Raw genomic sequence first — 23,845 nt, forward strand, 5'->3', positions numbered from 1 at the left:
GAGAGGAAATACGGCTGTGACGCTGGAAAATCCTGATCACTTGTATAAGCTCAGCTTATGCGAAGCTTGCGCCATCTGCTGCCCTCGGCCGGCAGCCTGATCGTTTTCGAGGCCGCCGGCCGGCTGTCGAGCTTTACCGCCGCCGGGCGGGAGCTCGGCATGACGCAGGCTGCCGTGTCCTATGCGATCCGCGGGCTTGAAGAGCAGCTCGGCGCGAAACTCTTCCAGCGCCGCCATCGTCAGGTCAGCCTTACCGAAGCCGGCGAGCGTTTCCACGCCGACGTCTCGCTCGGCCTGTCGCACATCCGCAAGTCGGCGGAGGATTTGCGCCTACAGGCGACCGGCGGCCATGTGACGCTCGCTGCCTCGACCGCTTTCGGCTCGTTCTGGATGATGCCGCGCCTGCAACAGTTCCGCGACGAACTGCCGGGCATCGACCTGCGCATCCAGACCGCCGACCGCGATCTCGACATCATCGCCGAGGGCATCCCGCTCGCTGTGCGCGGTGGCGAGCCCCGGGAATGGCCGGACTATCATTCACTGCCACTGGCCGATGAGGAGATATTCCCGGTTGCCGGCGTGAGCTATGTGGCACGGTTCGGGCTGCCGAAAACCGTCGAGGATCTGCCATCGCACCGGCTCATCCATCTCGAAGAGCCGTTTCGCGAGGCCGCGAGTTGGGACGAGTGGTTCGCCTCGGCCGGGGTCACCATCACCGATGCCGGGCGCGGCTTGCGCATCAACGATTATGCGCTGGTGATCCAGGCGGTCATGGAAGGGCAAGGCATTGCGCTCGGCTGGGGCCACCTCGCGGAGCGCCTGCTGGCGTCAGGACTGCTGGTGCGTGCGACCGGCCACACGATGACGACCGGCAAGGGCTTTCATGTCATCTGGTCGAGAACCCGCGACCTCAGCGACAATGCCCGCAAGGTGCGGGACTGGCTGGCTGCGCAGGCGTGAGGCTCCCATTAATGCTCAATCAACCGTCACGACGATCTTGCCGAATTGCTCGTTCGACTCGAGAAAGCGATGCGCTTCGACGATCTGCTCGAATGAAAAGGTTTTGGCGATTGCCGGCTTTAGCGAACCTGACATCAATCCGTCGAGGATGAACGCCTTGGCAGCTTCCAACTTCACCGGATCGCCAATGATCTCGTGGACGAGATAGCCGCGCAGCGTCAGCGTCTTGGCCAGCACAGCGAACAGCGGGAACGGCGTCGGCTCGGGACTCAAACCGCCATATTCGATGAGAATGCCACCCCGTGCCATCGCCGCCGTCAGAGGCGCGAAAATCGGGCCGCCGACCGCGTCGAACACCACTCGGATGTTGTCCGGACTGGCGATTTCCTTCAGCCGGGCTTCCAGATCTTCGTCCGCTGAAGCGACAACATGGGCCGCGCCGAATTTGAGCAGGGCCTCTCTCTTGGCAGATGTCCGCGTGACCGCGATCGCGGTCGCACCAACGATGTTGGCAATCTGGATCGCGGCAAGTCCGACACTGCTCGATGCCGCGGTAATGACGACAAAGTCGTCTCTGCCGAGCTTGGCAATGTCGATCAGCGCGCCATAGGCGGTGAGATATTGCATCCAGACGGCTGCAGCCTCTTCCCAGGTAAGCGATGGCGGGTGCTTGGCCACGAGATGGGCGGGATATGTGGCAGTCTCACCATAGGCGGGCCAGCGGGCCATCGATAATGGTGGCACGACGCTGACGGCGTCACCTGGCGCAAAACCGTGCACGGCTTCGCCGACCGCTTCGACGACACCCGCTGCCTCAAGACCAAGACCGGAAGGCAACGGCGGCGTCTGGATATAAGTGCCCGAACGCAGCAGCGCCTCGGCCCGGTTGAGACCCAATGCCTTGACCCGGATCTGAATCTCGCCCCGACCGAGCGCGGGAATATCGAGATTCTCGATGCGCAGAACCTCGGGACCACCATGCTCATGAAAGCGAACAACACGTGCCATGCGGTCATAACTCCAAAATATTTGAACTGAATACGCTATGCCAGCGGCCATCCGGCAGATAAACGGTTGCTTGGGCAAGACAGTAGAAACTCGGAGTTTTTAATATGGATCGCCTTACGAGCATGGCCGTGTTCGTCAAAACCGTCGATCTCGGCTCGTTCGCGGCGACTGCTGCCGCTCTCGATCTGTCCGGACCGATGGTCGGCAAGCATGTCCGGTTTCTCGAGGAGCGTCTGGGCGTGCGCCTCATCAACCGGACCACACGCCGCCAGAGCCTGACCGACTTCGGGCGCGCCTACTATGAGCGCTGCCGGATGGTACTCGCTGAAGCCGAAGCTGCGGATGCACTCGCGGCCGATCAACTTTCCGAACCACGCGGAAAGCTGCGCGTCATCATGCCCGTGCACTTCGGCCGGCGCTGCGTTGCCCCGATCCTGCTGGAGCTTGCGCAGCGATATCCCGCTCTGGAACTCGACCTGTCTTTCAGCGATCCCATCGCCGACCTTGCAGAGGATGGCTGCGATCTTGCCATCCGGACCGGCAATCTGGAGGACCAGGCCGGCGTGATGGCGCGGCGCGTTGCGCGCCAGCGCATGGTCGTCTGCGCGTCGCCATCCTATCTCGAGATGCACGGGCAGCCACGGCGGGTAGAGGATCTCGGTAGCCACCAGGCCATCATCTACCGCCGTTCGGGCCGTGTCGTCCAACCGTGGCTGTTTCCGCGTAATGGCCAGCCTGCGCTGGAGGTCATGCCGGTCGGCCGGCTGCGGTTCGACGACCTCGCTGCAATCGCCGATGCTGCGGCAGCCGGCATGGGGCTTGCCTGGCTGCCATACTGGCTGGCCCGTGAGCGCATTCAGGCCGGCGCACTTGTCCCGCTGTTATCGGACCAGCCGGGATTTCTTTACGACGCCTATGCGCTCTGGCTGCAGACACCTCACTTGCCGCTGAAGGTCCGCCTTGCCGTCGACGCGCTGGCAGCGGCACTGCCCAGGCTGATGACGTGAAATGCAGGAGCACGGTGAGCGGCGCGGATTCCTGAATTCGCCCCTCCCGCTTGGGCGACGAATCCGCGTATAGTACCCCCATGCCCATCCGCCAGCTTTCCGAAACGATGATCAACCAGATCGCCGCCGGCGAAGTCATCGAGCGTCCGGCAAGCGTGGTCAAGGAACTGGTCGAGAACGCACTCGATGCCGGCGCAGCCAGAATAGAGATCGTCACCGCCGGTGGTGGGCTGAACCTGATCCGCGTCACCGACGACGGCTCGGGCATCCCGGAAAAGGAACTGCCGCTGGCGATCGCACGCCATTGCACCTCGAAGCTCGCCGATGACATTCACGACATCCGCTCGCTCGGCTTTCGCGGCGAAGCGCTGCCGTCGATCGGCTCGGTGGCACGGCTGTCGATCCGCTCGCGCACCGCCAACGGCGACAGCGCCGCCGAGATCGGCATCGAAGGCGGCCGCGTATCTGCCGTCAAGCCGGCGGCCGCCAATCGCGGCACCACGGTCGAGGTGCGCGACCTGTTCTTCGCCACGCCGGCGCGGCTCAAATTCATGAAGGGCGAGCGCGCCGAAAGCTCGGCGACCAGCGACGTGATCAAGCGTATCGCCATCGCTTTCCCGACCGTGCGCTTCACGCTGGCCGGTTCCGACCGCTCGACGCTGGAGCTGCCGGCGACCGACGACAGCCCGGAAGGCCGGCTGCGCCGCGTCGCGCAAGTGATGGGCGCCGACTTTCCGGCCAACGCGATCGCCATCGACGCCATGCGCGACGGTGTGCATCTTGCCGGCCACGTGTCGATACCATCCTTCAGCCGCGCCAATGCGCTGCAGCAATATGCCTATGTCAACGGCCGGCCGGTGCGCGACAAGCTGATTGCCGGCGCCATCCGCGGCGCCTTCGCCGACGTGCTGCCGCGCGACCGCCATGCGGTGACGGTGCTGTTCCTGACGCTCGATCCGGCCATCGTCGACGTCAATGTCCACCCGGCCAAGGCCGACGTCCGCTTCCGCGATCCGGGGCTGGTGCGCGGGCTGATCGTCGGCGCCATTCGCGAGGCGCTGGCCAATGCCGGCATCCGTGCCGCCACATCAGGAGCGGCCGGCATGATGGCGGCATTCCGGCCAGGCGCAGCATCCTATGCGTATCCAGGACTGGCCAACGGCCATCGCAGCTACGAAGCGGCCTACCGGGCCTCCGGCTTCGCCGGTTTCGATCCGGCCCGCTCGCCGCAACGGCCGCTGGATGCAGGATCTGCAAATGGCGGCTTCGGCGAAAACGATCAGGCGGCGTTCGCTGCCGGTTCGCCTCACAGCGCCGACGCGCGCGCCGGACAAGACGAAGCGGCGGAGACGCTGCTCGGCATGGCGCTGGGTGCCGCACGCGCGCAAGTACACGAGAACTACATCGTCGCGCAGACCAGGGATTCGCTCGTTATCGTCGACCAGCATGCGGCGCATGAGCGGCTGGTCTACGAGGCACTGAAGAACGCATTGCATTCGCGCGCCGTGCCGTCGCAGATGCTGCTTTTGCCCGAGATCGTCGATCTGCCGGAAGAGGATGCAGAGCGGCTCGCCTTGCATTCCGAAACACTGGCCCGCTTCGGCCTCGCCGTCGAACGCTTCGGCCCGGGTGCGGTCGCGGTGCGCGAGACGCCGTCGATGCTCGGCGAAACCAATGTCCAGCAGCTGGTGCGCGACCTTGCCGACGAGATCGCCGACAACGACACCGTCGACACGCTGAAAGAGCGGCTGGACAAAATAGCCGCGACCATGGCCTGCCACGGCTCGGTGCGTTCCGGCCGCCTGCTCAAGCCGGAAGAGATGAACGCACTGCTGCGCCAGATGGAGGCGACGCCCGGGGCCGGCACCTGCAACCACGGCCGCCCGACCTATATCGAGCTCAGGCTCGCCGACATTGAGAGACTGTTCGGGCGGCGGTGAAGGGACTGAGCTTTTCAGTTCTGACGGCGCAGCCCCCTCTCCGGCCGCTTCGCGGCCACCTCCCCCATTAAAATGGGGGCGAGGAAACACCAATCGCCAAGGCCGCGACCCCAGAAAACTTGGGTTCCTCGCCCCACGAAGTGGGGAGAGGTGGTTTGCGAAGCAAACCGGAGAGGGGAAATCATAAAGAGCCGTTCGAAACAGCTGTCTATGATTCAAGCAAACCTCCAACCCTCTGATTCACCGCTTCAAATTCACCACGACCACGCCGCCGAGCGCCAGCGCGCCACCGAGAATGCCGAGCAGCGTCGGCACCTCGCCCAGCCAGAAGAAGCCGATCAGCGTCGCCACCGGGGAAACCAGATAAAGGAAGTTCGAGGCGCGCGCCGCCGGCAGCCGGGAAAGTGCTGTCGCCCAGGCGGCGTAGGCGATGAGGCTTGGCACGATGCCGAGAAAGACGACGGCGCCGAGACCGGCGGCATCGGCAACTGCCGCCTGCGCCAGGCCGTTCGGCAGGAAGGGCAGCAGACAGAGCGCGCCGAGCAGCATGTTCGAGGCCGAAATGGTCAGTGGATGATGGCGGGCAAACAGCGGCTTTTGCACGATGGTGTTGACCGCCGAGCACAGCGCCGAGCCGAGGACCAGCAGCGCGCCATTGTTGAAATGCAACCCTTGCCCCTCGCCCATGGCGATGATGCCGATGCCGGCGAAGGACAGGAATGTGCCGGCCCAGGCCAGGCCCGAGAAGCGTTCGCCAAGCAGCGCCATCGCCATGATCGCGGTGAAGATCGGGCTGACATTAATGATGAAGCCGGCGGCACCCGCCGAGACGGTCAGCTCGCCGAAATTGAGCATTACCGTGTACAGCGCAACGAAGACGGCGCCGCCGAAGGCAAAGCGCCATAATTCATCGAGCCGGGGCAGCGCCGGCCGCTTGACGGCGAGGAAGATCGCCGCCGGCACCGCCGCGATGGCGAAGCGCAGCGCCCCAAGTTCCAGCGGCCCGAAAGCGACGAGGCCGGCACGGATCGCCGGAAAGGCGGAGGCCCAGCCGACCACTGTCAACGCCACCGCAATGGCCGCCGTGGTGTCGATCCGCTGTGTCGTGTTCAACGTGCCGGTACAGGCGTTCATTTCATTATTCCCGCGTTTCATGTCCTCAAACATACAAAGCGCCTTTCCCGATCGGTTGACAAACGACCAAATCGAGGGTCAGCTGTGACTATGAATCACAGCTCAGACGCGATGCTGCCGCTCGAAACCCTGCGCGCCTTCGACGCCGCGGCACGGACGGGCAGCTTTTCGGCCGCTGCCGAAAAACTCAACCTCACCCATGGCGCCGTCAGCCGGCAGATCGCCAAGCTAGAGGACTGGCTCGGGCTGAAAGTGTTCGATCGCGGCGCGCGAGGTGTCTCGCTGACGATCGAAGGCAACCGCCTGCATCTGCGCACCACTGAGGCCTTCGCGCTGATATCGAGCAATTCGGACCGCTGGATCGAGCCGCGCGGCACCGCCGTGGTGCGGCTGACCTCGATCCCTTCGGTCAGCGGGCTGTGGCTGATGCCGCGCATGGCGGCGCTGGAAAACAATCCGTCCAGGCTGCGCATCGTGCTCGACGTCGATATCCGCCAGGCAGACCTTGCCGACGAGGGCATCGATCTGTCGATCCGCTGCGGCCGCGGCCGCATCCCCGGCCGCGTCTCGGTGCAGCTGTTCGAGGAACATGTGTTTCCGGTCGCCTCGCCGGACCTCGCCCGCGAGATCGGCCGAGGCGACCCTGCCCGGCTGCTCAAATTCCCGCTGATCAACGATTCCGACGCCTCGGCCTGGCGTGCCTGGTTTGCCGCACAGGACATCGACTATCGCCCGCGTCCGCAGGACCGCCGTTTCGAGGACTACAATCTGGTGCTCGGCGCCGCAACCCATGGTCTCGGCATCGCGCTGGCGCGGCCGCCGATGACCGAGGATCAACTGAAGTCTGGCCGTATCATCGCCGCCGACGAGCGCGTCGTCCTCAGCCCGATATCCTACTGGCTCGACCGGCCTATCGGGCGCCCGCGCGCCGCCGCAGCCGAGCTTGCCCGGCGCATCGCGGCCCAAGCCGGACTGGCGGCGGAAAAGATCGAGGATTTCATCGCAGCCGAGCAGTAGTATGCGGGGCATCCACTTTGCCGGCCTGCTCGGCTGGTTGCCGCCCGAAACGAAGCCGACTGAAGCCGATCTTGCCTCGCTCCGAGCTTGACCTTGCCGGAATTTTGTGGCGATGACATCGTCATGAACCTTGGCTCCACGTCATGATGAACCGCTTTGAAGGCCCGGGCGGCAAGGAAGCCCGTATCCGCTATCTGGACGGCGACTTCCAGGTGACCAGCCCCGGCGCCTTCGTGCGCTGTGCGGTCACCGGCGAAAGCATCCCGCTCGATGAGCTCAAATACTGGAGCGTCGCCAGGCAGGAGCCCTATGTGAGCGCTGCGGCCTCGCTGCGCCGCGAGATCGAGGCCCGTCCCGAACTGCGCAGTCGGCGTTAGTCTGACGCAGATGAAAGCCGTTTTATAGCGATCCTTCGCGCCAGCATTCCGCAAAAAGGTTGTGCCGTCGCGACTCTCGAAAGTCCCTGGATCAACCCTGCAGCTTGCGCTGCCGCCAGGCATCCAGCGTCTCGTCGATGATGCGTTCGGGCACGTGGTCGGGATCGAACACGGTGTCGATCTCCAGCACATCGAGCTGTCCGAGGAAATCGGCCGACGCGGCATCATGGCGCAGCCGGGCGGCGTCCTTGGCGGTGGTGATGAGGCCAAGTCCGGCACCTCGCGCTGTCGTCGCCAGTTCGGCAAGCTCGTCCTTGCCATAGAAATGATGGTCCGGAAACGACCGGGTCAGCGCAACCTCGCCGCCGGCCTCACGGACCGTGTCGAAGAATTTCTCGGGATGGCCGATCCCGGCAAAGGCCAGATATCGCTTGCCGGCCAGCCCCACCTTGCTGCTTGGCCGCGTATGCGCCTCGAAGATCGGCCGGCCGGCACGCGCCGCCTGGCGAACGACGGCATCGGCAGCAAGGCCCCCGCCCATCTTCAGCAGCGCGCTGGTGAAAACCAGTTGGTCGACGATGCCAGCCCTAAGCGGACCGCCAGGAATGACGCGGCCGTTGCCGACGCCGTAGCGTGCGTCGACGACGACCAGCGCATAGTCGATGTGGATGCGCGCGCTCTGGAAACCGTCGTCCATGATCAGGAAATCACAGCCATGCTTTTCCAGCAGGAGGCGGGCGCCGGCGGCACGGTTCGGCGTCACTGCGACCGGCGCGTGCGCAGCCATAAGCAGCGGCTCATCGCCGACATGCTTGGCTGCGTCATGGTGCGGATCGACGACATGCGGCCGCGCAAAGGAACCGCCATGGCCGCGCGACAGGAAACCTGGATTGAGCTGCATGCGCCTGGCTTGCCGGGCCAGTGCGATCGCCACCGGCGTCTTGCCGGTGCCGCCGACGGTGAAGTTGCCGACGCAAAGCACCGGCGCCGCGACCTTTTCGCGCGCCGCTGAGCGCATGCGGCGGCCGGCGACGAGCGCATAGACCGCCGACAGCGGCGCCAGCGCCAGCGCCCGCCAGTCCGGTTCTTCCCACCAGAACGGGGGCGCTTCGCTGGCCATCTTAACGGCCGTTGGCGCCCTTGAGGCGCGATTTGACGACCAAAGGTTGAATGTAGGGTTCGAGCGACTTCAAGGTGAGCGCCAGCGCGCCGCGCATCTCTTCGACTGTCGCCGCACCCGCCGCCATCATCTCGTGGCGGGCCACCTCGTTGGTCAAGAGGAAATTGACGGCGCCGGCCAGCATGTCGCGGTCCCGCACCAGCTTGGCGCCGCCGCTGTCGAGCAAGCGCTGATAGGTCTCGCGAAAATTCTGGACATTGCGGCCGGCCAGCACCGCCGTGTCGAGCATGGCCGGCTCCAGCGGGTTCTGGCCACCCTCCGAGGTGAGCGAACGGCCAACGAAGGCGATCTCTGTCAGCCGGAGATAAAGCCCCATCTCGCCCATCGTGTCGCCGAGCAGAATGTCCGTATCGGCGATGATCCGGTCGCCCTTGCTGCGCCGAACGACTTTCAGGCCCATGCCGGAAATCTGCGCGGCAAGCGCTTCGGCGCGATCGGGATGGCGCGGCACGACGATCGTCAAAAGACCGTGGTGACGCTTGTGCAGCATCGCGTGAACCTCGGCGGCGACCGCCTCCTCGCCGTCATGGGTCGAGATCGCCGCCCAGGTCGGGCGGGCGCCAATCTGGCGCTTCAGCGTGTACAGCGCCCTTTCATCGGCCGGCGGCGGCGTGGTGTCGACCTTGAGATTGCCGGATACGGTGACCGGCCGGGCGCCGAGCGAAAGGAAGCGCTTGCCGTCGACATCCGACTGGGCGACAACATGGGCGAGATTCTCGAACAGCGCTTCGGCGATGTTGGCGCGCTTCTTCCAGGATTTGTACGAACGGTCCGACAGCCTGCCATTGACCAGCACCTGCGGCACACGGCGTGCGCCGAGCTCGAGGATGGTCATCGGCCAGATCTCCGATTCGGCGATGATCGCCAGATCCGGCCGCCAATGGTCGAGGAAGCGGCTGACCGCCGGCTTGAGGTCGAGCGGCACATATTGGTGGATGATGCGGTCGCCGAGCCGTTCCTCGGCAACCTGAGCGGAGGTGACGGTCCCCGTCGTCAGCACGATGTTGACGCCGTAGTCGAGGATGCTCTCGACCAGCGGCACGACGGCGATCGTCTCGCCGACGCTCGCCGCATGGATCCAGATCACCGGCCCTTCGGGGCGCTCGCGCCCGGCGATGCCATAGCGCTCGCGCCGGCGAATTCGGTCCTCCTTGCCTCTGGAGGTGCGCCAGGCGACATAGGGTCCGACCAGGGGATAGGCGGCTGCGCCTGCGAAACGATACGCCGTCAGGAAAGTGCGCGCCCAGCGCTCGCTCATTTTGAGCCATCCACGAGGCGGTAGGCCTCGGCGGTCGCGGCGTCGAGCGCGGCCGTGACCTCCTGGCGCTTGCGTTCCATTTCAGCCTCGTCCGCATTGGCCGGAACGAACACCGGCGCTCCAAGCACGATCGAGGAGCGGCCGAACGGCAGATTGATCGTGGTCTTGTCCCAGCTGCGCTCCAGCACCTTGCGGCGGCTGGTAGCGATGGCGAGGGGCAGAATCGCGCGGCCCGAAAGCCGCGCCAAGAGAACGATGCCAAGCCCCGCGTCGCGCGGCGTGCCATGCGGAATGTCAGCGATCATGGCGACGTTCTTGCCGGTGGCGAGTGACTTTTTCAGGGCAATCAGCGCTTTGGCGCCGCCCTTGTCGCGGCGCTTCGAGCTTTCGCGTCCGCCCGAGCCGCGCACCGCCTCGATCCCGAATTTCTCGATCATCAGTGCGTTGAGCTCGGCGTCGGCGCTACGCGACACCATGGCGACCAGCGGCCGTCCGCCGGGATAGTAGGCCGGTGTCAGAAGATGCTGGCCATGCCACAGCGCGATGATGACGGGTTCGAACTGCGAATAGTCGCCGCCCGACATCTGCGCTGATCCGTCGACAGCACGGTTGGTCAGGCGGACAAGGCGAACGAACTGCGCAAACAGGCTGGCGATAGCGTTCTTGACGAATCGCGATTGCGCCAGCGGTTCGCGTATCTTGCGCCAGAATGTCTTCGAGGTGCCACCGCGGCGCCGACTTGCCGCGGACCTCGTGGCCGGCCCTTTCACGCCTTCATGATCCATCCATGTCAACCGGCAGGCTTGTTGTCGGGGTCGAGCAACCGGTGCAGGTGAACGACGAAATAACGCATGTGGGCGTTGTCCACGCTGGCTTGGGCCTTGGCTTTCCACGCCGTTTGCGCGGATTGATAATCCGGATAGATGCCGACGATGTCGAGCGCGTCGAGATCACGGAATTCTGTCCCGCCCAGCGTCTTCAGTTCGCCGCCGAACACCAGGTGCAAAAGCTGCTTCTTGCCGTCTTCCGCGGTCATGTCGGTCCTTCACATATCGTGAGTTTGTGACAGGTCTAGACCAAAGCCGCCGACTTTGGAACCATTGATGCTATGTTCAACCGTCCAGCCCTGCGATGATGCCGGAGAGCACGGCGAGCAGTTCGCCGCTGCCGGCGACCAGCGCGCCGTGGTGGATCACTTCACCGGCATAGCGCGGTGCGCGGCCCTTCTGGTCGAGCAATGCGCCGCCGGCCTCGCGCAGGATGAGATCCGCCGCGGCGATGTCCCAGTCATGTGCATTGGGTTTGACGAAGGTCGCGTCGAGCCTGCCATTGGCGACCATCGCCAGCCGGTAGGCGAGCGAGGGAATATAGGGCACGCGGCTCAGCCGGCCCTGCCATTCCGCCGGCATCAGGGCGATCAATGGCTTCGGCCCGCCAATTTCGACCATCGCTGCCGGGCGGCGCACGGCAATGCGACGGCCATTCAGGAACGCCCCCTCACCGGGCAGCGCCCAATAGGTCTCCTCTGTGGCGGGACATTCGAGCACGCCGGCAAGCGTGCGGCCGTCCTCGACCACCGCGATGCTGACACACCAGGAGCGCAGGCCCTCGAGGAAGCCGCGCGTGCCGTCGATCGGATCGACGACGAAGGTGCGGCGGGCGGCAAGCCTTGCCGGATTGTCGGCCGTCTCCTCCGACAGCCAGCCATAGTCCGGCCGCGCTGCAAGCAAGGTTTGGCGCAGATAGGCGTCGGCGGCATGATCGGCCTCGCTTACCGGCGAGGTGCCGCCCTTCATCCACACTTGCGGATTGTTGCCGAAATAGCGCATGGCGATGGCGCCCGCCTCGCGGGCAGCGTCGCGCAGCAGCGGCAGATCCTCGCGAGCCCCGGCGGCGGAGGCGACCTGGTCAAGCTCCGGCAAGGGTCATGCCTTCGATCAGCAGCGTTGGTGCGGCGGTGCCGAAATTGCGATCGAGATCGCTCGCCGGAACCATGTTGAGGAACATGGTCCTCAGGTTCGAGGCAATGGTCACTTCCGCAACTGGATAGGCGAGCTCGCCATTCTCGATCCAGAAGCCGGAAGCGCCGCGGCTGTACTCGCCAGTCACCATGTCGACGCCCTGGCCGAACACCTCGGTGACGTAAAAGCCTGATTTGAGCGACTTGATGAGGTCCTCGGGCGTCCGCTCGCCCGGCTCGATGGCAAGATTGGTCGATGACGGCGAGACCGAGGAGCCGTTGCGCGAGCCGCGCCCGTTGGTGGTCAGCCCCAATTCCCGCGCCGCCGAGGTCGACAGGAACCAGTGGTTCAAAACGCCCTTCTCCACCATGAGCAGCTTTTCGCCCTCGATGCCTTCGCCGTCGAACGGACGCGACGCCTGGCCACGGAGCCGGAGCGGCTCGTCGGTGACGGTGATCGCGGCCGCCGCCACCTGCTTGCCCATCATGTCGCGCAGAAAGCTGGTCTTGCGCGCGACGGAGGCGCCATTGATGGCGCCAGCGAGATGGCCGGCGATGCCGCGGGCGACGCGCGGGTCGAACACCACATCGACCGGCCCGGTCGCCGCCTTGCGCGCGCCGACGCGCCGCGCGGCGCGTTCGCCGGCCTTGCGGCCGATGTCTTCGGCTGCGTCGAGATCGGAGAAATGTTGGCGCGAGGAGAATTCATAATCGCGCTCCATGCCGGTGCCCTCGCCGGCGATGACGCTGGTCGAGCGCGAAAAGCGCGAGGCGACATAGTGGCCGACAAAGCCGTGCGAAGTGGCGAGCACCAGCCCGCCAAGCCCGGCGCTGGCGCCGCTGCCGGCCGAATTGGTAACGCCCTTGACGGCAAGGGCCGCCGCTTCCGCGGCCAGCGCCGCTTCCTTCAACTGGTCGGCCGAGACTTCCGTCGGATCGAACAGATCGAGGTCGCGCGGCTTCTTGACCAGCAAGGCCGGATCGGCGAGGCCCTGGTAGGGATCTTCCGGCGAGACTTTCGCCATCGCCACGGCGCGCTCGGCTAGCGCTTTCGGGTCGGAGGCAGCGGTTGCCGAAACGCTCGCCACCCGCTTGCCGACGAAGACGCGTAGCGAGACATCCTCGCTCTCGGACGCCTCGGTGCCCTCGACCTTGCCAAGCCGCACCGACACCCCGGTCGAACGGCCGCGCACCGCAACCGCGTCGGCGGCGTCGGCGCCGGCCCGTTTGGCAGCCTCGACCAGGGCCGCGACCCGGTCGGTCAATTTCGCTGAGTCCAGCGTATCGGTCATGTGCATAGTCCTGTTTTTCCGCCTGACATAAGGGGCGGCCGCTCCGCACCATCTATTGTTCTGATGTGTCTTGTGCAATGGCAGAAGTGGCAAGCGGGGTAGATCGGCCAGCAGGCACCCGGTTTTGGGCGGCATGATCGAAGCGGATCCTCAAAAGTTGCTTCGCGGCGGTTTGGGACTTCGATTGCGGTAACGCCTAGGTTCCTTTCCACGCATGATCAGCACCTGCCCGAAACCGCTAAATTTAGCGATTTCTTGTGTGTCCTTGGAACTTTGTAGCTTGCGTTCCATTTTCAATCGCATGCGAGACCCTGTGATCCAAAGCATCAGGACTGCGGTGAACGTGTCGCCGCCGCGGTACTCGCTGGTCCTTCCCATATACAATGAAGAACAGGTGCTGCCGCGACTGATCGAGCGGATCAGTTCGCTGATCGGCCGGCTGGACGGCGAGACCGAGGCGATCTTCGTCGATGACGGAAGCCTCGATGGGAGCGTCGAATACCTTCGCAACGTCGTCGCCGTCGAGCCGCGCTTCCGGCTGATCGAGCTTTCCCGCAATTTCGGCCATCAGGTCGCGATCACGGCCGGCATGGATGCGGCTGCGGGTGATGCCGTCATCGTCATGGATGCCGACCTGCAAGACCCGCCGGAGGTGGTCCTCGATCTGGTGGCGAAGTGGAAGGAAGGCTTCGAGATCGTCTATGCCCGCCGTGTCAAGCGTGAGGGCGAATCCTGGTTCAAGCGCATTACGGCGAGTCTCTTCTACCGCCTGCTGGAGAAGATGACGTCGGTCGACATCCCCCGCGACGTCGGCGATTTTCGCCTGGTCGGGCGCAAGGCTCTGGAAACCTTCAAGCAAATGCCCGAACACGACCGTTTTGTCAGGGGCATGTTCGCCTGGATGGGGTTCAAGCAGACGGCGGTGCCTTTCGAACGCCCGGCGCGGAACCTTGGCCAGACCAAATACCCATTCTGGAAGATGATGCACCTTGCCGTTCACGGCATCGTCAGCTTCTCCGAGAAGCCATTGCGCGTGGCGCTGTGGGGCGGATTGGCGATCTCCGCGCTTGCGGTGGTGTTCGGTACTTACGCCATCTTCGCCTGGATATTTGAAACCGGCGTCATTGCCGGCTGGACATCCATCGTGGTGATCGTGTCGCTCCTTTGCGGCATCAATCTGTTCATGACCGGCGTGGTCGGGCTCTATGTCGGCGGTATCCACGCCGAGGTGAAACGCCGTCCGCTTTACGTGATCGATCGGGTCGCCGGCTTCGACAAGGCGATGCGTGCCGCCAGTGACAGCCGTCGACCGTTTCGAAAACCCAGGAACGGAGCCTCGGCTGATGGCCGAACTCTTCGACAGCTATAAATCGAATTATGGCGAGGCGGTCGCAGGATCCATCCGGTTTTCCGGACTCGGGCACGACTTTTTTCTGATTGCCAAGGCCGACCTGCTGCGGCGTCTCGTTGTCGAGCGAGGGCTTCGACAGGGCGTGGTGCGGGCGCTGGATATCGGCTGCGGCGTCGGGTCGCTCCACCCTTATCTCGAAGGCGCGTTCGAGAGCCTGGATGGCTGCGACGTCTCGGAACAATCGATCCTGCGCGCCAGCCAGGACAATCCGCGTGTGAGCTACCGGGCCTGCACGACGCCGCGCCTGCCTTATGGCGACGGCGCGTTCGATCTGGCTTTCGCCAGTTGCGTCGTCCATCACGTTCCGCCCGCCTCCTGGCTCGACTTCTTCCGGGAAATGCGGCGCGTCGTGCGGGCGGGCGGCGTCGCCTGCATCATCGAGCATAACCCCTATAATCCGCTGACGCGTCTTGCGGTGTTCCGGTGTCCTTTCGACCAGGACGCGGTCCTACTCAACGCCGCCAAGGCAAGGTTGCTTTTTCAGGAGACGGGTTTTCAGGATATCCGATCCGAGCACTTCCTGCTGCTGCCGTCGGCCAGGTCCTTCGCCAGACGACTCGAGCGCCGGCTCGCGCCTCTGCCGCTCGGGGCCCAGTATGCGTGCAGCGCGCATGTCTGAGGACCGTTCGACCGCCGGCGCCGCGCTGAAGCTACTGGCGCGCTTCGGGTTGGTCGGCATCGCCGCGACGGTCCTGTATGCTGCCTTGGCTATCGGGTTGGTCGAATCGAAATGGATCGACCTTTCGCCGGTCCAGGCGTCGCTCGCGGCTTACGCGGCGGCTGCCGTGTTTTCATATCTCGCCCATAAATCGGTAACCTTCATGTCGAGCGGATCGCATCGATCGGAAGCTGCGCGTTTTCTCCTGCTGACGGCGACAGGCTTTGCGGTGGCTTACGCGGCGCCGGCGCTTTTGACGGCGAAACTCGGCCTGCCGCCGATCATTGCCATTCTGGTTACATGCCTGCTTGTTCCGGCGGTCAATCTTCTCATGCTCGACCGATGGGTGTTTGCGCAGCGAGGATCCGGCCAGCAAGGCGACCCCCCACCTGATCCATGGCCTTCTGACTAGTCGGCCTCAGCCGAGGGCCTGGCTGGCCAGGGCAAAGATGCGTGCGTTCGTGGAACCCGGGATATTGCTTGCGTCATGAAGGCGGTTCCCACCACCCTGCCGCCTTCCAACGCGACCTGACCTTCGCTCAGGGACCAGATCATGGCCCAGTCTTCCTTCCGGTGCGGCCAGCCGGCCGCTCGCGACAGGGCCGTCGCTTCCTCAAGATGGTGCGCTTCAAAAGGTGCGAATGTGACGGACTGGGTGTTCATGGGGCACCAGGACTGTTGGAGGGGGAAAGCTGACAGGACGATAGAACCGCCTCTTCCGCGCCACTCGCCGAATGCCGGCGAGATTCGGTGCAAAATACCGAAGTGCCGCTGCAGTTCTGCGGCGCCGGTCGCCGATACTGCGAGCTATCATTGATTGCCGAGGCCGCCATGTCCCCCTTAATCCACCACATCAGCAGCGATGAAACGCTGCCCAAGTCAGCGGACGTCGTGGTGATCGGCGGTGGGATTGTCGGCGCCAGCGCGGCCTAGTCCCTGGCGCGGCGCGGCCTGTCGGTGGCGCTGATCGAAAAGGGCTATGTCGGCTGCGAACAGTCGAGCCGGAACTGGGGCTGGTGCCGCCGGCAGAACCGCGATGCACGTGAATTGCCGCTTGCCAATCTGGCGCTGCGGCTGTGGCAAGAGCTGACCGAAGAGATCGGGCACGACCTTGGCTTCCGCCGTTGCGGGCTCATCTATGCGACGGACGATCCAAGGCAGCTCGCAGAATGGGACAAGTGGCGCGCGGTTGCGCGGCGGTTCGACGTCAAGACGCGGATGCTTACGGCCGACGAGGCCACTGCCGCCGTTCCTGCGGCTGGCGGCCGCAAATGGCTGGGCGGTGTCCACGCGGCAGACGATGGCAAGGCCGAGCCCTGGCTGGCCGCCCCGCGGATCGCCGAGGGCGCCCGCAAGCATGGCGCGACCATTCATCAGAACTGCGCGGCACGCGGCCTGGATATCACCAATGGCCAAGTGAGCGGCGTCGTCACCGAGAAAGGGTTTATCCACACCAGCGCGGTGCTATGCGCCGCCGGCGCCTGGGCATCTGCCTTCCTGCGCATGCATGCAGTTTCGCTGCCGCAGGCCAGCGTCCGTCAGACCACCTTGCGGACCGGTCCTGCACCGGATCTTGGCGGGGCGATCTTTACCTCTGACGGTGCCCTGACACGCCGGATCGATGGCAGCTACACGATAGCCGCCAGCGGCAGGGCGACGCTCGAGATCACGCCGCAGGGGATCCGCTATGCCCGCCCGTTTCTGCCGATGTTCATCAAACGGCTGAAGGCGGTCGAGATCGGCATAAGTCGCTCGTTCTTCGCAGGCCCGGAAACACTCGGTCGCTGGCATCTCGACAGGCCGACCCCCTTTGAGCGCATCCGCGTCCTCGATCCCGCTCCGGACAAGCGGATGGTGGCAACCATCATGACGCAGGTAAAGGCCCTGTTCCCCGCCGTTGCCGATGCCGGCATCGTGTCTTCCTGGGGCGGGTATATCGACTTCACACCGGACGCAGTACCGGTGATTTCGGCGGTGGACAGCATCGGCGGAGCGTTCGTCGCCGCAGGCTGTTCCGGCCACGGCTTCGGCGCCGGCCCTGGCATTGGCCATCTGGCTGCGGATCTGGTCGCAGGTGACGCGGCAAGCGTCGATCCGACGCCATTCCGCCTGTCGCGCTTCACCGACAGATCCAAAATTGAAGTCGGCGCCTTCTGATGCAATTGGCCGCTGGCGACAGCAAAGGGCGCTGAGCGATCGTTACCTACGGGCTCAGGGGCGATCTGGACCGTTTGGTGACCGCTCTGGCCGATGCGGTCGCATTGGTTCTATGCGCTCTGGTCGCACCTGCCCCGGGCGTGCTTGCTCCGGCCCGACGACCCGGAAACCGTGCCTGCGCCATGGCGCTCGACCGCTCTCACAGGTCGATGACCGCTCCGCCCATTGAACAAATGGACGGTCCTGGTCGTCATTGGCTGTTTGTCCCGCGTTACCAGCGCCATGGCACACGCGTTCCCGTGCCCCGGCTCCTGGCCTGTCGCCAGAGCATTTCCGCGACCGTCAGATCCTGCAGCGCGAGCCCGGTCATATCGAAGACCGTGATGTCGGCGGCATCGCGCGTGAACGGCATTTTTCCGGTCAGAAGATCGCCGATTTCGGTTGCCCGGCAGCCGGTGTCCCACTGGCCTTCGCCGACAGCGGCCGATTGCTCGCAGTCGTCGGCAAAGAGCCGTACCCGGCGCAGCAGGCCGTCGGGTAGTTCCCGCTTGCCTTGCGTATCGGCGCCCACGGCGTTGATGTGCGTGCCGGGCCGCACCGCTTCTGCCGGAAACAGCGGCCCGCTGCCAGGGGTCGCGGTGATAATGATATCGCTCGAGCCGACAGCTTTGGCGGCTTGGTTCGTATGGGCCGGCGCGAAATCCTCGAAGGCCGCCTCGAACGCCGCGTCGGGCCGGCCGTCCGCCGTCAGGTAATGGATGGTGTCCAGACCTGGAATCGCACGCAGTGCCAGTCGCAGCTGGATCCGGCCCTGGGTGCCGGTGCCGAAAACGCAGATCGACCGGCTTTCGGGGCGGGCCAGCAGGGTCAGGCCAATGGCGCCAGCCGCCCCTGTGCGCAAGGTGGTGATGGCGTTCCCGTCGATGATGCACAAGGGACGCCCGGTATGCGGGTCGAAAAGCACGATGGTCGCCTGATGCGGCTCCTTGCCGACCTCGCGGTTGGCTGGCCAGAAGCCCGCTGCCTTGAAGCCCAGAAGATCGGCTTTCGGCACGTCGCCCGACTTGATACCGAAAATGCCGCCGGTATGGAGCTTCTCGCGCACAAGCGGAAAGACCCTGCCTTCGCGCGCACTGTGAAGCTCGAAGGCCCACCGCACGGCATCGAGGACGGCATCCGGCTCCAACAGCGGCGCGACCTGATCGCCCGCAAGCAGCACCAGCTGCGACTCGTCTGCGGTGACGGACATGACATCTCCCCGGCTTTCCCTCATTCTAGCCAGCGGTTCTCAGGGGAAGACAGCGGTGTTGGCTAACGAGCGGCATTTCCTACGGTTTGTCGCCCGTCATTCGGGCGAATGTTGCGCCGACCTTCCCATCGAATGCGATCGCCGGTTCGCGCAAACACATATCCTCGCAGACAAGCCAGCCCGCCATCGGCCAGCCCGCCATCGGCAAGTGTAGGAGGCGACCCGCAATGCCCCTCAATATCCCGACATTCGACGATGTTCTGACCGCCGCGGCGCGCCTCGCCGGATTGGCCCACCGGACGCCGGTGCTGACCTCGCGCAGCTTCAACGAGCTGACCGGCGCCGAGGTGTTCTTCAAGTGCGAGAACTTCCAGCGTGGCGGCGCGTTCAAGTTCCGCGGCGCCATGAACGCGCTTCTGGCCTTGGATATTTCGGTACGGGCGCGCGGAGTGGTGGCCTATTCTTCGGGCAATCATGCGCAGGCGCTGGCCTATGCGGCGGCGATCAAGGGCGTGAAGGCAGTCATCATAATGCCCAGGGATGCGCCCGAGCTGAAGGTGCGTGCCACCCGCGGCTATGGCGCCGAAGTGATATTCTACGACCGCTACACGGAGAACCGCGAAAAGATTGGCGGCAGGATCGCCGCCGAGCGGGGAGCCGCCCTCATTCCACCCTACGACCACCCCGATGTGATTGCCGGGCAAGGCACGGCGACACTTGAACTTATCGAGGAGGCCGGCCCGCTCGATGCCCTTTATGTCTGCCTTGGCGGTGGCGGCCTGCTCGCCGGCGCCGCACTGGCGGCAGCGGAATGCGCGCCCGCCTGCAGGGTCGTCGGGGTTGAACCCGAGGCCGGCAATGATGGTCAGCAATCCCTCGCCCGGGGTGAGGTCGTCACCATCGAGGTGCCGAAATCCATCGCCGATGGCGCGGTCGTCACCCATCTGGGCGCGCATAATTTTCCGATCATCCGCGACAAGGTTGCCGCTATCACCACGGTCAGCGACGACGCGCTCGTCGAAATGATGCATTTTTTCGCCGAGCGTATGAAAATCGTGGTCGAACCCACCGGTTGCCTTGCAGCGGCGGCGGTTCGCAGTGAATCGCGAAGCCTGCGCGGCCAGCGCATCGGTGTCATCGTCAGTGGCGGCAATGTGGATCTAACGCGCTTCGCCAGCTTGATCATGGCGACCGGAGACAAAACGCCTCGCGAGCAGGCCATGGCGCGCCCCGGGCCGGAGACCTTTCGCTAAAGCGCGCTCAGGCGCGGTTGATACCGTGCGGTCCTGTACTGGTCGCCAGCGGACGGCAATGCTCGCGCGTGATGAAACGCATGGACTGCAGGACGTTGAGCGTGATCTCAAATGACATCCAGCCGGAACGACACCAGCTTGATGGAGCGCTTGTAGATGCTGCTGGCGGCCGGCGTTGGCGGGATGCCGTCGAGATAGTCGAAGGCGATCTCGAGTGTATCGGCCTTGCCGAGCGCCGCCGGTGGAATGACGAACGAGACCGTTCGTGGTTCTTTGCCGGACAGCGTCACCGCATGCGCCCGAACACCGTTCACCGAGATCACAACCCTCTGCGTGATCTGCGGCGGACGAATGACGGCGGCCATTTGCAGCGTGGCCGTCAGGCTGTCGCGGAGCGGCGGTATCTTCAGGCGAAGCCGCGAGGTCTCGCCCACGGAATGGGTGCCGTCGGCGACGGGTCCCGACCAGCCGCAGACCTTTATGCTGGCTGCCTGCTTGGCGCCGTCGTTCCGGAACGATACCGCCTGGCCAAGCGTGTAGCTGCCGACGGCATCGCGATTGAGACAGGTCGTCGTCCGATCGATGTAATAGGCGCGATAGTCGGTGTTGACGTCCGGATTGAGAGCAAGCGCAAGGATGACGATCTCCGACCCGGCCAGAACCGCCGCGAGCGCGTAGCCACCGAGCCAGGCAGCGCGCCGATACGGGTCCGGAACGTCAGACCAGGGCAAGGTAGCCTCCGATCCACGCCACAGTCATGAAATAGCAGGCGCCAAGGAAGAGAACCAAAGCTGCGAGCCAAATCAGCTTCGACGCCGACAACAGGATGGCAAGCAACATTGTCAGGGGCGCAAGCCCAATGACATATCTGACCATCGAGGCCAGGTTGGTGATCAGCGGCAGGATGATGCAGAGCGCGCAGAACAGTGCCGCGCCATATTGCCTGCGTACCGCCAGGACGGCCGACAGCGCCAGTCCGGCGATCGCGGCGAGCGCGCTCCATTGCGGCGCCGTAGGCAGCCAGCCCGTCTTCGGAACAACGGAGAGCCCGTCCCATAGGAAGACCAGTGGATTGCCGGCCACCCGTCCGAACGCGCGCTGGATGTGCAGGAATGCAAAGCCGTCTCCGACCGTAAGATAAAGAAACAGGATGTAAGCGAACAAGCCGGCCGGCGAGATGAGGACAGAGACCAGCAGATCCGGTCGGCCAAGCAGCCAGCGTGGGAAAGACAGAGCCGATCCGCCCTGCTGGCGGTGCTCCCTGAACATTTGAAAGATGATCGCAAATACGACGAGGACCCCGACCAGCCTCGTCGCAGACAGCAGCGCGGATGAAACGCCCGCGGCAAGATAGCTGGAGCGTTTGAGCGCCAGAAAGACGCACGAAGTCAGGAGCACGAAAAGCGGTTCGCTCAGGAAGGTCGTGAAGTGAAAGGAGAACGGGCCACTGAGCAGAAACGCGCAATACAGCACATAGGCGCGCATGTTCTTCTCGAGCAGCGGCCACGCCACCAGACAGGCGGCGTAGCTGCACGCAATCGAGGTGATCGTCGCGATCAGTATCGTAGGAAAAGGAAAAACAGACCGGATCGCCGCCACCAGCATCGGATAGAGCGGGAAGAAGCCCCAGCGACCGACATTGCTGTGGTCTGGAATGGGAAAGCGCTCATAACCCTGTTCGCTGATGCCAATGTACCAGGCGCAATCCCACCGGCAGAGCGCGCGGGCATAGGCCGCGAAACCTGGTTCCTCCGACACCGAAGCAAAAGCCGCATAGCGAATGGCCAATCCGCCGATCACGAACAGCAACGGCACCGCCGCGACGGTCAGGACCATGGCGCGAGCGCCAGCGCTCGGACGCGCGATATCTTCGAGCGCCAACTCTGCCTCCACCCATTCGAGTGACTGGCGCCACTCTCCCCTCTAAATTAGCGCCGCCGGGGCAAATTCAAGACATCCCTCTCGTCGGCGGCATCAACTCCGTCTCCGGATCACGAGTCTCTCAGCCAGACCAGCATCTCGCCAGGATCGCGGTTGTCCCAGGCGAAATAGGGAACGGCGGTGACTTTTGCTTCCTCAACCGCCGGCGGTTCGGTGCGGTAGAGGCCGTCGTCCCAGCTCTCAACCACCTCTTTCCTGGCAAGAGCCGAAAGCGTCACGACGCCGCCCAACAGGTTCGGCTCCTCACGCGCCTCGATGATTGCCGTCCGTGGCAAGGCGATGCGGTGCAGCTGGCCGGCATTGTCGGTCTCCTCGACACAATAGATCAGCGGGCCACGGGCAAGCGCGACGCGGCCGATATCCTGCCGCACCTGCGGATTGGCATAGAGCCGGTCGATGGCCATTTCGAGTGCGAGCTCGACCTGGTCGTCCTTGCGCCATTCGCGCCGGATCGCGGCATAGCCGTCGCTGGTTACCGCATCCAGATCGACCGCCTCCCCGTTCACCTTGAGCGCCGCCTTGCGGCACCAGGCCGGCAGGCGCAGGTGCAAGGTGAATGTCGTCGGCGCCTCGGGCTCGATCGTGATCGAGACCGCGCCGTCCCATGGATAGTTGCTGGTCTGGCGCAGCTCTATTTGCGTTCCTGCGATATCGAAACGAGCCGTGCTGTTTCCATAGAGATGGACCGCCAATGCATCGTCCGACAGGCCATAAAAGTAACTGCCGATCGAGGCGACCATGCGGCCGATATTGGGCGGGCAGCACGGGCAGCGATGCCATTTCCAGCGGTTGTGCTTACCCCGGCTTTCCAGCGGATTTTCATAGAAGAACAGCGAGCCATCGAGCGACAGGCCCGAAATCGAGCCGTTGTAGAGCGCCCGCTCCATCATGTCGGCGTAACGCGCATTTGGGCCCATGCCGAGCATGCGGCTCGCCCAGAACACCAGTCCGACCGAAGCGCAGGTCTCGGCATAGGCGGTTTCGTTGGGCAGATCGTAGTCTGATGTAAAGCCCTCATTGTGCGACGACGGTCCGAGGCCGCCGGTGATGTAGAGGTTCTTGGTGGTGAGATCCTCCCACAGCCGGTCGAGCGCCACGCGCAGCGTGTCGTCGCCATATTCGGTGGCGATATCGGCCATGCCGGAATAGAGATACATCGCCCTCACCGCATGGCCGACCACCTTGTCCTGCTCGCGCACCGGCTGGTGCGACTGGCTGTATTCGTAGGTCTTGAAATGATAGGCTTTTGGGTCGGCGCCGCGGGCGCGCGCCTCCTCGTCGAAATAATGCGGCTGTTGGCCGCGCTGGTCGATGAAGTATTTTGCCAGGTCCATATACTTCTGCTCGCCGGTGACACGCGCGAGCTTGACCAGCGCCAGCTCGATCTCCTCATGGCCGCAATAGCCTTTCTTCTTGCCGGGCTCGGGGCCGAAGGTCTCGGCGATATGGTCGGCATAGCAGCACATGATATCGAGCAGCTTGCGTTTTCCCGTCGCCTGGTAGTAGGCGACCGCGCCCTCGATCAGATGGCCGGCGCAGTAGAGCTCGTGGCAATCGCGCAGATTGGTCCAGCGCAGGCCGGGCTGGATGCGCTGGTACCAGCTGGAGAGATAACCGTCCGGCTGCTGCAGTCTGCCGTACATGTCGATGACGGCGTCGATCTTCTTCTCCAGCGCGTCGTTGCGGCGGCGGTACAGCGAATAGGCGGCGGTCTCGATGGTCTTGCCCCAGTCAGAGTCCCAGAACATCTGGGTGGTGACGGTCGAGCCGGTGAATTCGTTGCCGGCGGTGGCGGCCTCGTCGGGCGAGGGTGAGTGGAACGGAATGACGACGCCCGGCGATGGCCGGTCCGGATCGATCTGCTCGAGCATGCGCGCCTCGACGCAGCGGTCGTAGAGGATGCCAGCGGTCCTGGTGGCGACGGCATCGACACGGTCGCCCCAGAAGCCGCGCACATCGACCTGCGGCACCGGCAGCGGACGGAAGGCGCGTTTTGGCTTGTCCAGCTCAGCAGCCGGCTTGGCGGATTGCGATGCGGTCATC

The 23,845-nt window shown here is 64.4% G+C and carries 23 protein-coding genes and 1 pseudogene; 11 read left to right on the forward strand and 13 right to left on the reverse strand.

The genetic code is table 11. The features are described from left to right. Nucleotides 1-57 precede the first annotated feature (57 nt). Nucleotides 58-960, forward strand: coding sequence for a LysR substrate-binding domain-containing protein (locus BQ8794_RS01875; RefSeq protein WP_077372242.1), 903 nt, complete (start codon nucleotides 58-60; stop codon nucleotides 958-960). Between the two features lie 15 nt (nucleotides 961-975). On the opposite strand, the gene BQ8794_RS01880 is transcribed toward BQ8794_RS01875, so the two are convergent. Then, nucleotides 976-1,968, reverse strand: a complete 993-nt coding sequence (locus tag BQ8794_RS01880; protein ID WP_077372245.1) for a zinc-dependent alcohol dehydrogenase family protein — start codon at nucleotides 1,966-1,968, stop codon at nucleotides 976-978. 104 nt (nucleotides 1,969-2,072) lie between these two features. On the opposite strand from BQ8794_RS01880, the gene BQ8794_RS01885 reads away from it, so the two are divergent. Next, nucleotides 2,073-2,975: a LysR family transcriptional regulator gene (locus tag BQ8794_RS01885; RefSeq protein WP_077372248.1), complete on the forward strand. Its 903-nt coding sequence runs from the start codon at nucleotides 2,073-2,075 to the stop codon at nucleotides 2,973-2,975. A gap of 80 nt (nucleotides 2,976-3,055) precedes the next feature. After that, nucleotides 3,056-4,915, forward strand: a complete 1,860-nt coding sequence (mutL, locus tag BQ8794_RS01890; protein ID WP_077372252.1) for a DNA mismatch repair endonuclease MutL — start codon at nucleotides 3,056-3,058, stop codon at nucleotides 4,913-4,915. 240 nt (nucleotides 4,916-5,155) lie between these two features. On the opposite strand, the gene BQ8794_RS01895 is transcribed toward mutL, so the two are convergent. After that, nucleotides 5,156-6,049: a DMT family transporter gene (locus BQ8794_RS01895; RefSeq protein WP_077372493.1), complete on the reverse strand. Its 894-nt coding sequence runs from the start codon at nucleotides 6,047-6,049 to the stop codon at nucleotides 5,156-5,158. 90 nt (nucleotides 6,050-6,139) lie between these two features. Between BQ8794_RS01895 and BQ8794_RS01900 the strand changes: the two genes are divergently transcribed. After that, nucleotides 6,140-7,066, forward strand: coding sequence for a LysR substrate-binding domain-containing protein (locus tag BQ8794_RS01900; RefSeq protein ID WP_077372255.1), 927 nt, complete (start codon nucleotides 6,140-6,142; stop codon nucleotides 7,064-7,066). 143 nt (nucleotides 7,067-7,209) lie between these two features. After that, on the forward strand, nucleotides 7,210-7,443 hold the full coding sequence (locus BQ8794_RS01905; protein ID WP_077372258.1) for a DUF2093 domain-containing protein: 234 nt from the start codon (nucleotides 7,210-7,212) through the stop codon (nucleotides 7,441-7,443). A gap of 91 nt (nucleotides 7,444-7,534) precedes the next feature. Here BQ8794_RS01905 and lpxK read toward each other — a convergent pair whose 3' ends face one another. The 6 genes from lpxK to BQ8794_RS01935 form a co-directional block, all read right to left on the reverse strand. Next, nucleotides 7,535-8,563 (reverse strand): tetraacyldisaccharide 4'-kinase, encoded by a 1,029-nt coding sequence (lpxK, locus tag BQ8794_RS01910; protein ID WP_077372261.1) that lies wholly within the window; start codon nucleotides 8,561-8,563, stop codon nucleotides 7,535-7,537. 1 nt (nucleotide 8,564) lies between these two features. Then, nucleotides 8,565-9,881: a lipid IV(A) 3-deoxy-D-manno-octulosonic acid transferase gene (gene waaA, locus BQ8794_RS01915; RefSeq protein WP_077372264.1), complete on the reverse strand. Its 1,317-nt coding sequence runs from the start codon at nucleotides 9,879-9,881 to the stop codon at nucleotides 8,565-8,567. After that, nucleotides 9,878-10,666, reverse strand: coding sequence for a lysophospholipid acyltransferase family protein (locus BQ8794_RS01920; protein WP_077372266.1), 789 nt, complete (start codon nucleotides 10,664-10,666; stop codon nucleotides 9,878-9,880). Before BQ8794_RS01920 ends, waaA begins: the two co-directional genes overlap by 4 nt. A 5-nt stretch (nucleotides 10,667-10,671) precedes the next feature. Further along, nucleotides 10,672-10,917, reverse strand: a complete 246-nt coding sequence (locus BQ8794_RS01925; protein ID WP_027153864.1) for a DUF4170 domain-containing protein — start codon at nucleotides 10,915-10,917, stop codon at nucleotides 10,672-10,674. Between the two features lie 76 nt (nucleotides 10,918-10,993). Next, the gene (locus tag BQ8794_RS01930) at nucleotides 10,994-11,803 is read right to left on the reverse strand and encodes a 3'(2'),5'-bisphosphate nucleotidase CysQ (RefSeq protein WP_077372269.1); all 810 of its coding nucleotides are present in this window, start codon (nucleotides 11,801-11,803) and stop codon (nucleotides 10,994-10,996) included. Further along, nucleotides 11,790-13,133: a TldD/PmbA family protein gene (locus BQ8794_RS01935; protein ID WP_077372496.1), complete on the reverse strand. Its 1,344-nt coding sequence runs from the start codon at nucleotides 13,131-13,133 to the stop codon at nucleotides 11,790-11,792. Before BQ8794_RS01935 ends, BQ8794_RS01930 begins: the two co-directional genes overlap by 14 nt. A gap of 394 nt (nucleotides 13,134-13,527) precedes the next feature. Here BQ8794_RS01935 and BQ8794_RS01940 point away from each other — a divergent pair, with 394 nt between their 5' ends. From BQ8794_RS01940 to BQ8794_RS01950, 3 genes are read left to right on the forward strand one after another with little or no spacing between them, the layout of a single operon-like run. Continuing rightward, nucleotides 13,528-14,502 carry a glycosyltransferase family 2 protein gene (locus BQ8794_RS01940; RefSeq protein ID WP_425293515.1) on the forward strand — a complete coding sequence of 325 codons (975 nt, stop codon included), beginning with the start codon at nucleotides 13,528-13,530 and terminating at the stop codon, nucleotides 14,500-14,502. Next, nucleotides 14,477-15,163 carry a class I SAM-dependent methyltransferase gene (locus BQ8794_RS01945; RefSeq protein WP_077372275.1) on the forward strand — a complete coding sequence of 229 codons (687 nt, stop codon included), beginning with the start codon at nucleotides 14,477-14,479 and terminating at the stop codon, nucleotides 15,161-15,163. The genes BQ8794_RS01940 and BQ8794_RS01945 overlap by 26 nt, the downstream gene beginning before the upstream one ends. Continuing rightward, complete coding sequence (locus BQ8794_RS01950) at nucleotides 15,156-15,614, forward strand: GtrA family protein (RefSeq protein WP_244554822.1); 459 nt, start codon at nucleotides 15,156-15,158, stop codon at nucleotides 15,612-15,614. Before BQ8794_RS01945 ends, BQ8794_RS01950 begins: the two co-directional genes overlap by 8 nt. Nucleotides 15,615-15,685: 71 nt before the next feature. Here the strand turns inward: BQ8794_RS01950 and BQ8794_RS36180 are convergent. Then, a pseudogene (locus BQ8794_RS36180) lies at nucleotides 15,686-15,865 on the reverse strand (GNAT family N-acetyltransferase); the annotation flags it as partial. Nucleotides 15,866-15,952: 87 nt separating this feature from the next. Here BQ8794_RS36180 and BQ8794_RS36185 point away from each other — a divergent pair. Both BQ8794_RS36185 and BQ8794_RS01960 read left to right on the forward strand, forming a co-directional pair. Continuing rightward, nucleotides 15,953-16,135: a hypothetical protein gene (locus BQ8794_RS36185; protein WP_244554823.1), complete on the forward strand. Its 183-nt coding sequence runs from the start codon at nucleotides 15,953-15,955 to the stop codon at nucleotides 16,133-16,135. A 3-nt stretch (nucleotides 16,136-16,138) separates the two neighbouring features. Then, complete coding sequence (locus tag BQ8794_RS01960) at nucleotides 16,139-17,359, forward strand: NAD(P)/FAD-dependent oxidoreductase (protein ID WP_244554827.1); 1,221 nt, start codon at nucleotides 16,139-16,141, stop codon at nucleotides 17,357-17,359. A gap of 271 nt (nucleotides 17,360-17,630) precedes the next feature. On the opposite strand, the gene BQ8794_RS01965 is transcribed toward BQ8794_RS01960, so the two are convergent. Further along, nucleotides 17,631-18,608, reverse strand: coding sequence for an ornithine cyclodeaminase family protein (locus BQ8794_RS01965; RefSeq protein ID WP_077372281.1), 978 nt, complete (start codon nucleotides 18,606-18,608; stop codon nucleotides 17,631-17,633). A 227-nt stretch (nucleotides 18,609-18,835) separates the two neighbouring features. Between BQ8794_RS01965 and BQ8794_RS01970 the strand changes: the two genes are divergently transcribed. Further along, nucleotides 18,836-19,861 (forward strand): threo-3-hydroxy-L-aspartate ammonia-lyase, encoded by a 1,026-nt coding sequence (locus BQ8794_RS01970; RefSeq protein ID WP_077372284.1) that lies wholly within the window; start codon nucleotides 18,836-18,838, stop codon nucleotides 19,859-19,861. Nucleotides 19,862-19,968: 107 nt separating this feature from the next. On the opposite strand, the gene BQ8794_RS01975 is transcribed toward BQ8794_RS01970, so the two are convergent. From BQ8794_RS01975 to BQ8794_RS01985, 3 genes are all read right to left on the reverse strand, one after another. Further along, nucleotides 19,969-20,592 carry a hypothetical protein gene (locus BQ8794_RS01975; protein ID WP_077372287.1) on the reverse strand — a complete coding sequence of 208 codons (624 nt, stop codon included), beginning with the start codon at nucleotides 20,590-20,592 and terminating at the stop codon, nucleotides 19,969-19,971. Further along, nucleotides 20,579-21,742: a hypothetical protein gene (locus tag BQ8794_RS01980; RefSeq protein WP_077372500.1), complete on the reverse strand. Its 1,164-nt coding sequence runs from the start codon at nucleotides 21,740-21,742 to the stop codon at nucleotides 20,579-20,581. The genes BQ8794_RS01975 and BQ8794_RS01980 overlap by 14 nt, the downstream gene beginning before the upstream one ends. A gap of 110 nt (nucleotides 21,743-21,852) precedes the next feature. After that, nucleotides 21,853-23,844 carry a glycoside hydrolase family 127 protein gene (locus tag BQ8794_RS01985; protein WP_077372289.1) on the reverse strand — a complete coding sequence of 664 codons (1,992 nt, stop codon included), beginning with the start codon at nucleotides 23,842-23,844 and terminating at the stop codon, nucleotides 21,853-21,855. Between the last annotated feature and the right edge of the window lies 1 nt (nucleotide 23,845).

Origin of the sequence: Mesorhizobium prunaredense (assembly GCF_900156895.1) — a bacterium.
Lineage (GTDB): Bacteria > Pseudomonadota > Alphaproteobacteria > Rhizobiales > Rhizobiaceae > Mesorhizobium > Mesorhizobium prunaredense.

Excerpts from the sequence above, each read along its gene's own strand:
- BQ8794_RS01875 (WP_077372242.1), top strand. The coding sequence starts at position 58 with ATGCGAAGCTTGCGCCATCTGCTGCCCTCGGCCGGCAGCCTGATCGTT.
- BQ8794_RS01880 (WP_077372245.1), bottom strand. The coding sequence starts at position 1,968 with ATGGCACGTGTTGTTCGCTTTCATGAGCATGGTGGTCCCGAGGTTCTG.
- BQ8794_RS01885 (WP_077372248.1), top strand. The coding sequence starts at position 2,073 with ATGGATCGCCTTACGAGCATGGCCGTGTTCGTCAAAACCGTCGATCTC.
- mutL (WP_077372252.1), top strand. The coding sequence starts at position 3,056 with ATGCCCATCCGCCAGCTTTCCGAAACGATGATCAACCAGATCGCCGCC.
- BQ8794_RS01895 (WP_077372493.1), bottom strand. The coding sequence starts at position 6,049 with ATGAACGCCTGTACCGGCACGTTGAACACGACACAGCGGATCGACACC.
- BQ8794_RS01900 (WP_077372255.1), top strand. The coding sequence starts at position 6,140 with ATGAATCACAGCTCAGACGCGATGCTGCCGCTCGAAACCCTGCGCGCC.
- BQ8794_RS01905 (WP_077372258.1), top strand. The coding sequence starts at position 7,210 with ATGATGAACCGCTTTGAAGGCCCGGGCGGCAAGGAAGCCCGTATCCGC.
- lpxK (WP_077372261.1), bottom strand. The coding sequence starts at position 8,563 with ATGGCCAGCGAAGCGCCCCCGTTCTGGTGGGAAGAACCGGACTGGCGG.
- waaA (WP_077372264.1), bottom strand. The coding sequence starts at position 9,881 with ATGAGCGAGCGCTGGGCGCGCACTTTCCTGACGGCGTATCGTTTCGCA.
- BQ8794_RS01920 (WP_077372266.1), bottom strand. The coding sequence starts at position 10,666 with ATGGATCATGAAGGCGTGAAAGGGCCGGCCACGAGGTCCGCGGCAAGT.
- BQ8794_RS01925 (WP_027153864.1), bottom strand. The coding sequence starts at position 10,917 with ATGACCGCGGAAGACGGCAAGAAGCAGCTTTTGCACCTGGTGTTCGGC.
- BQ8794_RS01935 (WP_077372496.1), bottom strand. The coding sequence starts at position 13,133 with ATGACCGATACGCTGGACTCAGCGAAATTGACCGACCGGGTCGCGGCC.
- BQ8794_RS01945 (WP_077372275.1), top strand. The coding sequence starts at position 14,477 with ATGGCCGAACTCTTCGACAGCTATAAATCGAATTATGGCGAGGCGGTC.
- BQ8794_RS01950 (WP_244554822.1), top strand. The coding sequence starts at position 15,156 with ATGTCTGAGGACCGTTCGACCGCCGGCGCCGCGCTGAAGCTACTGGCG.
- BQ8794_RS01965 (WP_077372281.1), bottom strand. The coding sequence starts at position 18,608 with ATGTCCGTCACCGCAGACGAGTCGCAGCTGGTGCTGCTTGCGGGCGAT.
- BQ8794_RS01970 (WP_077372284.1), top strand. The coding sequence starts at position 18,836 with ATGCCCCTCAATATCCCGACATTCGACGATGTTCTGACCGCCGCGGCG.
- BQ8794_RS01985 (WP_077372289.1), bottom strand. The coding sequence starts at position 23,844 with ATGACCGCATCGCAATCCGCCAAGCCGGCTGCTGAGCTGGACAAGCCA.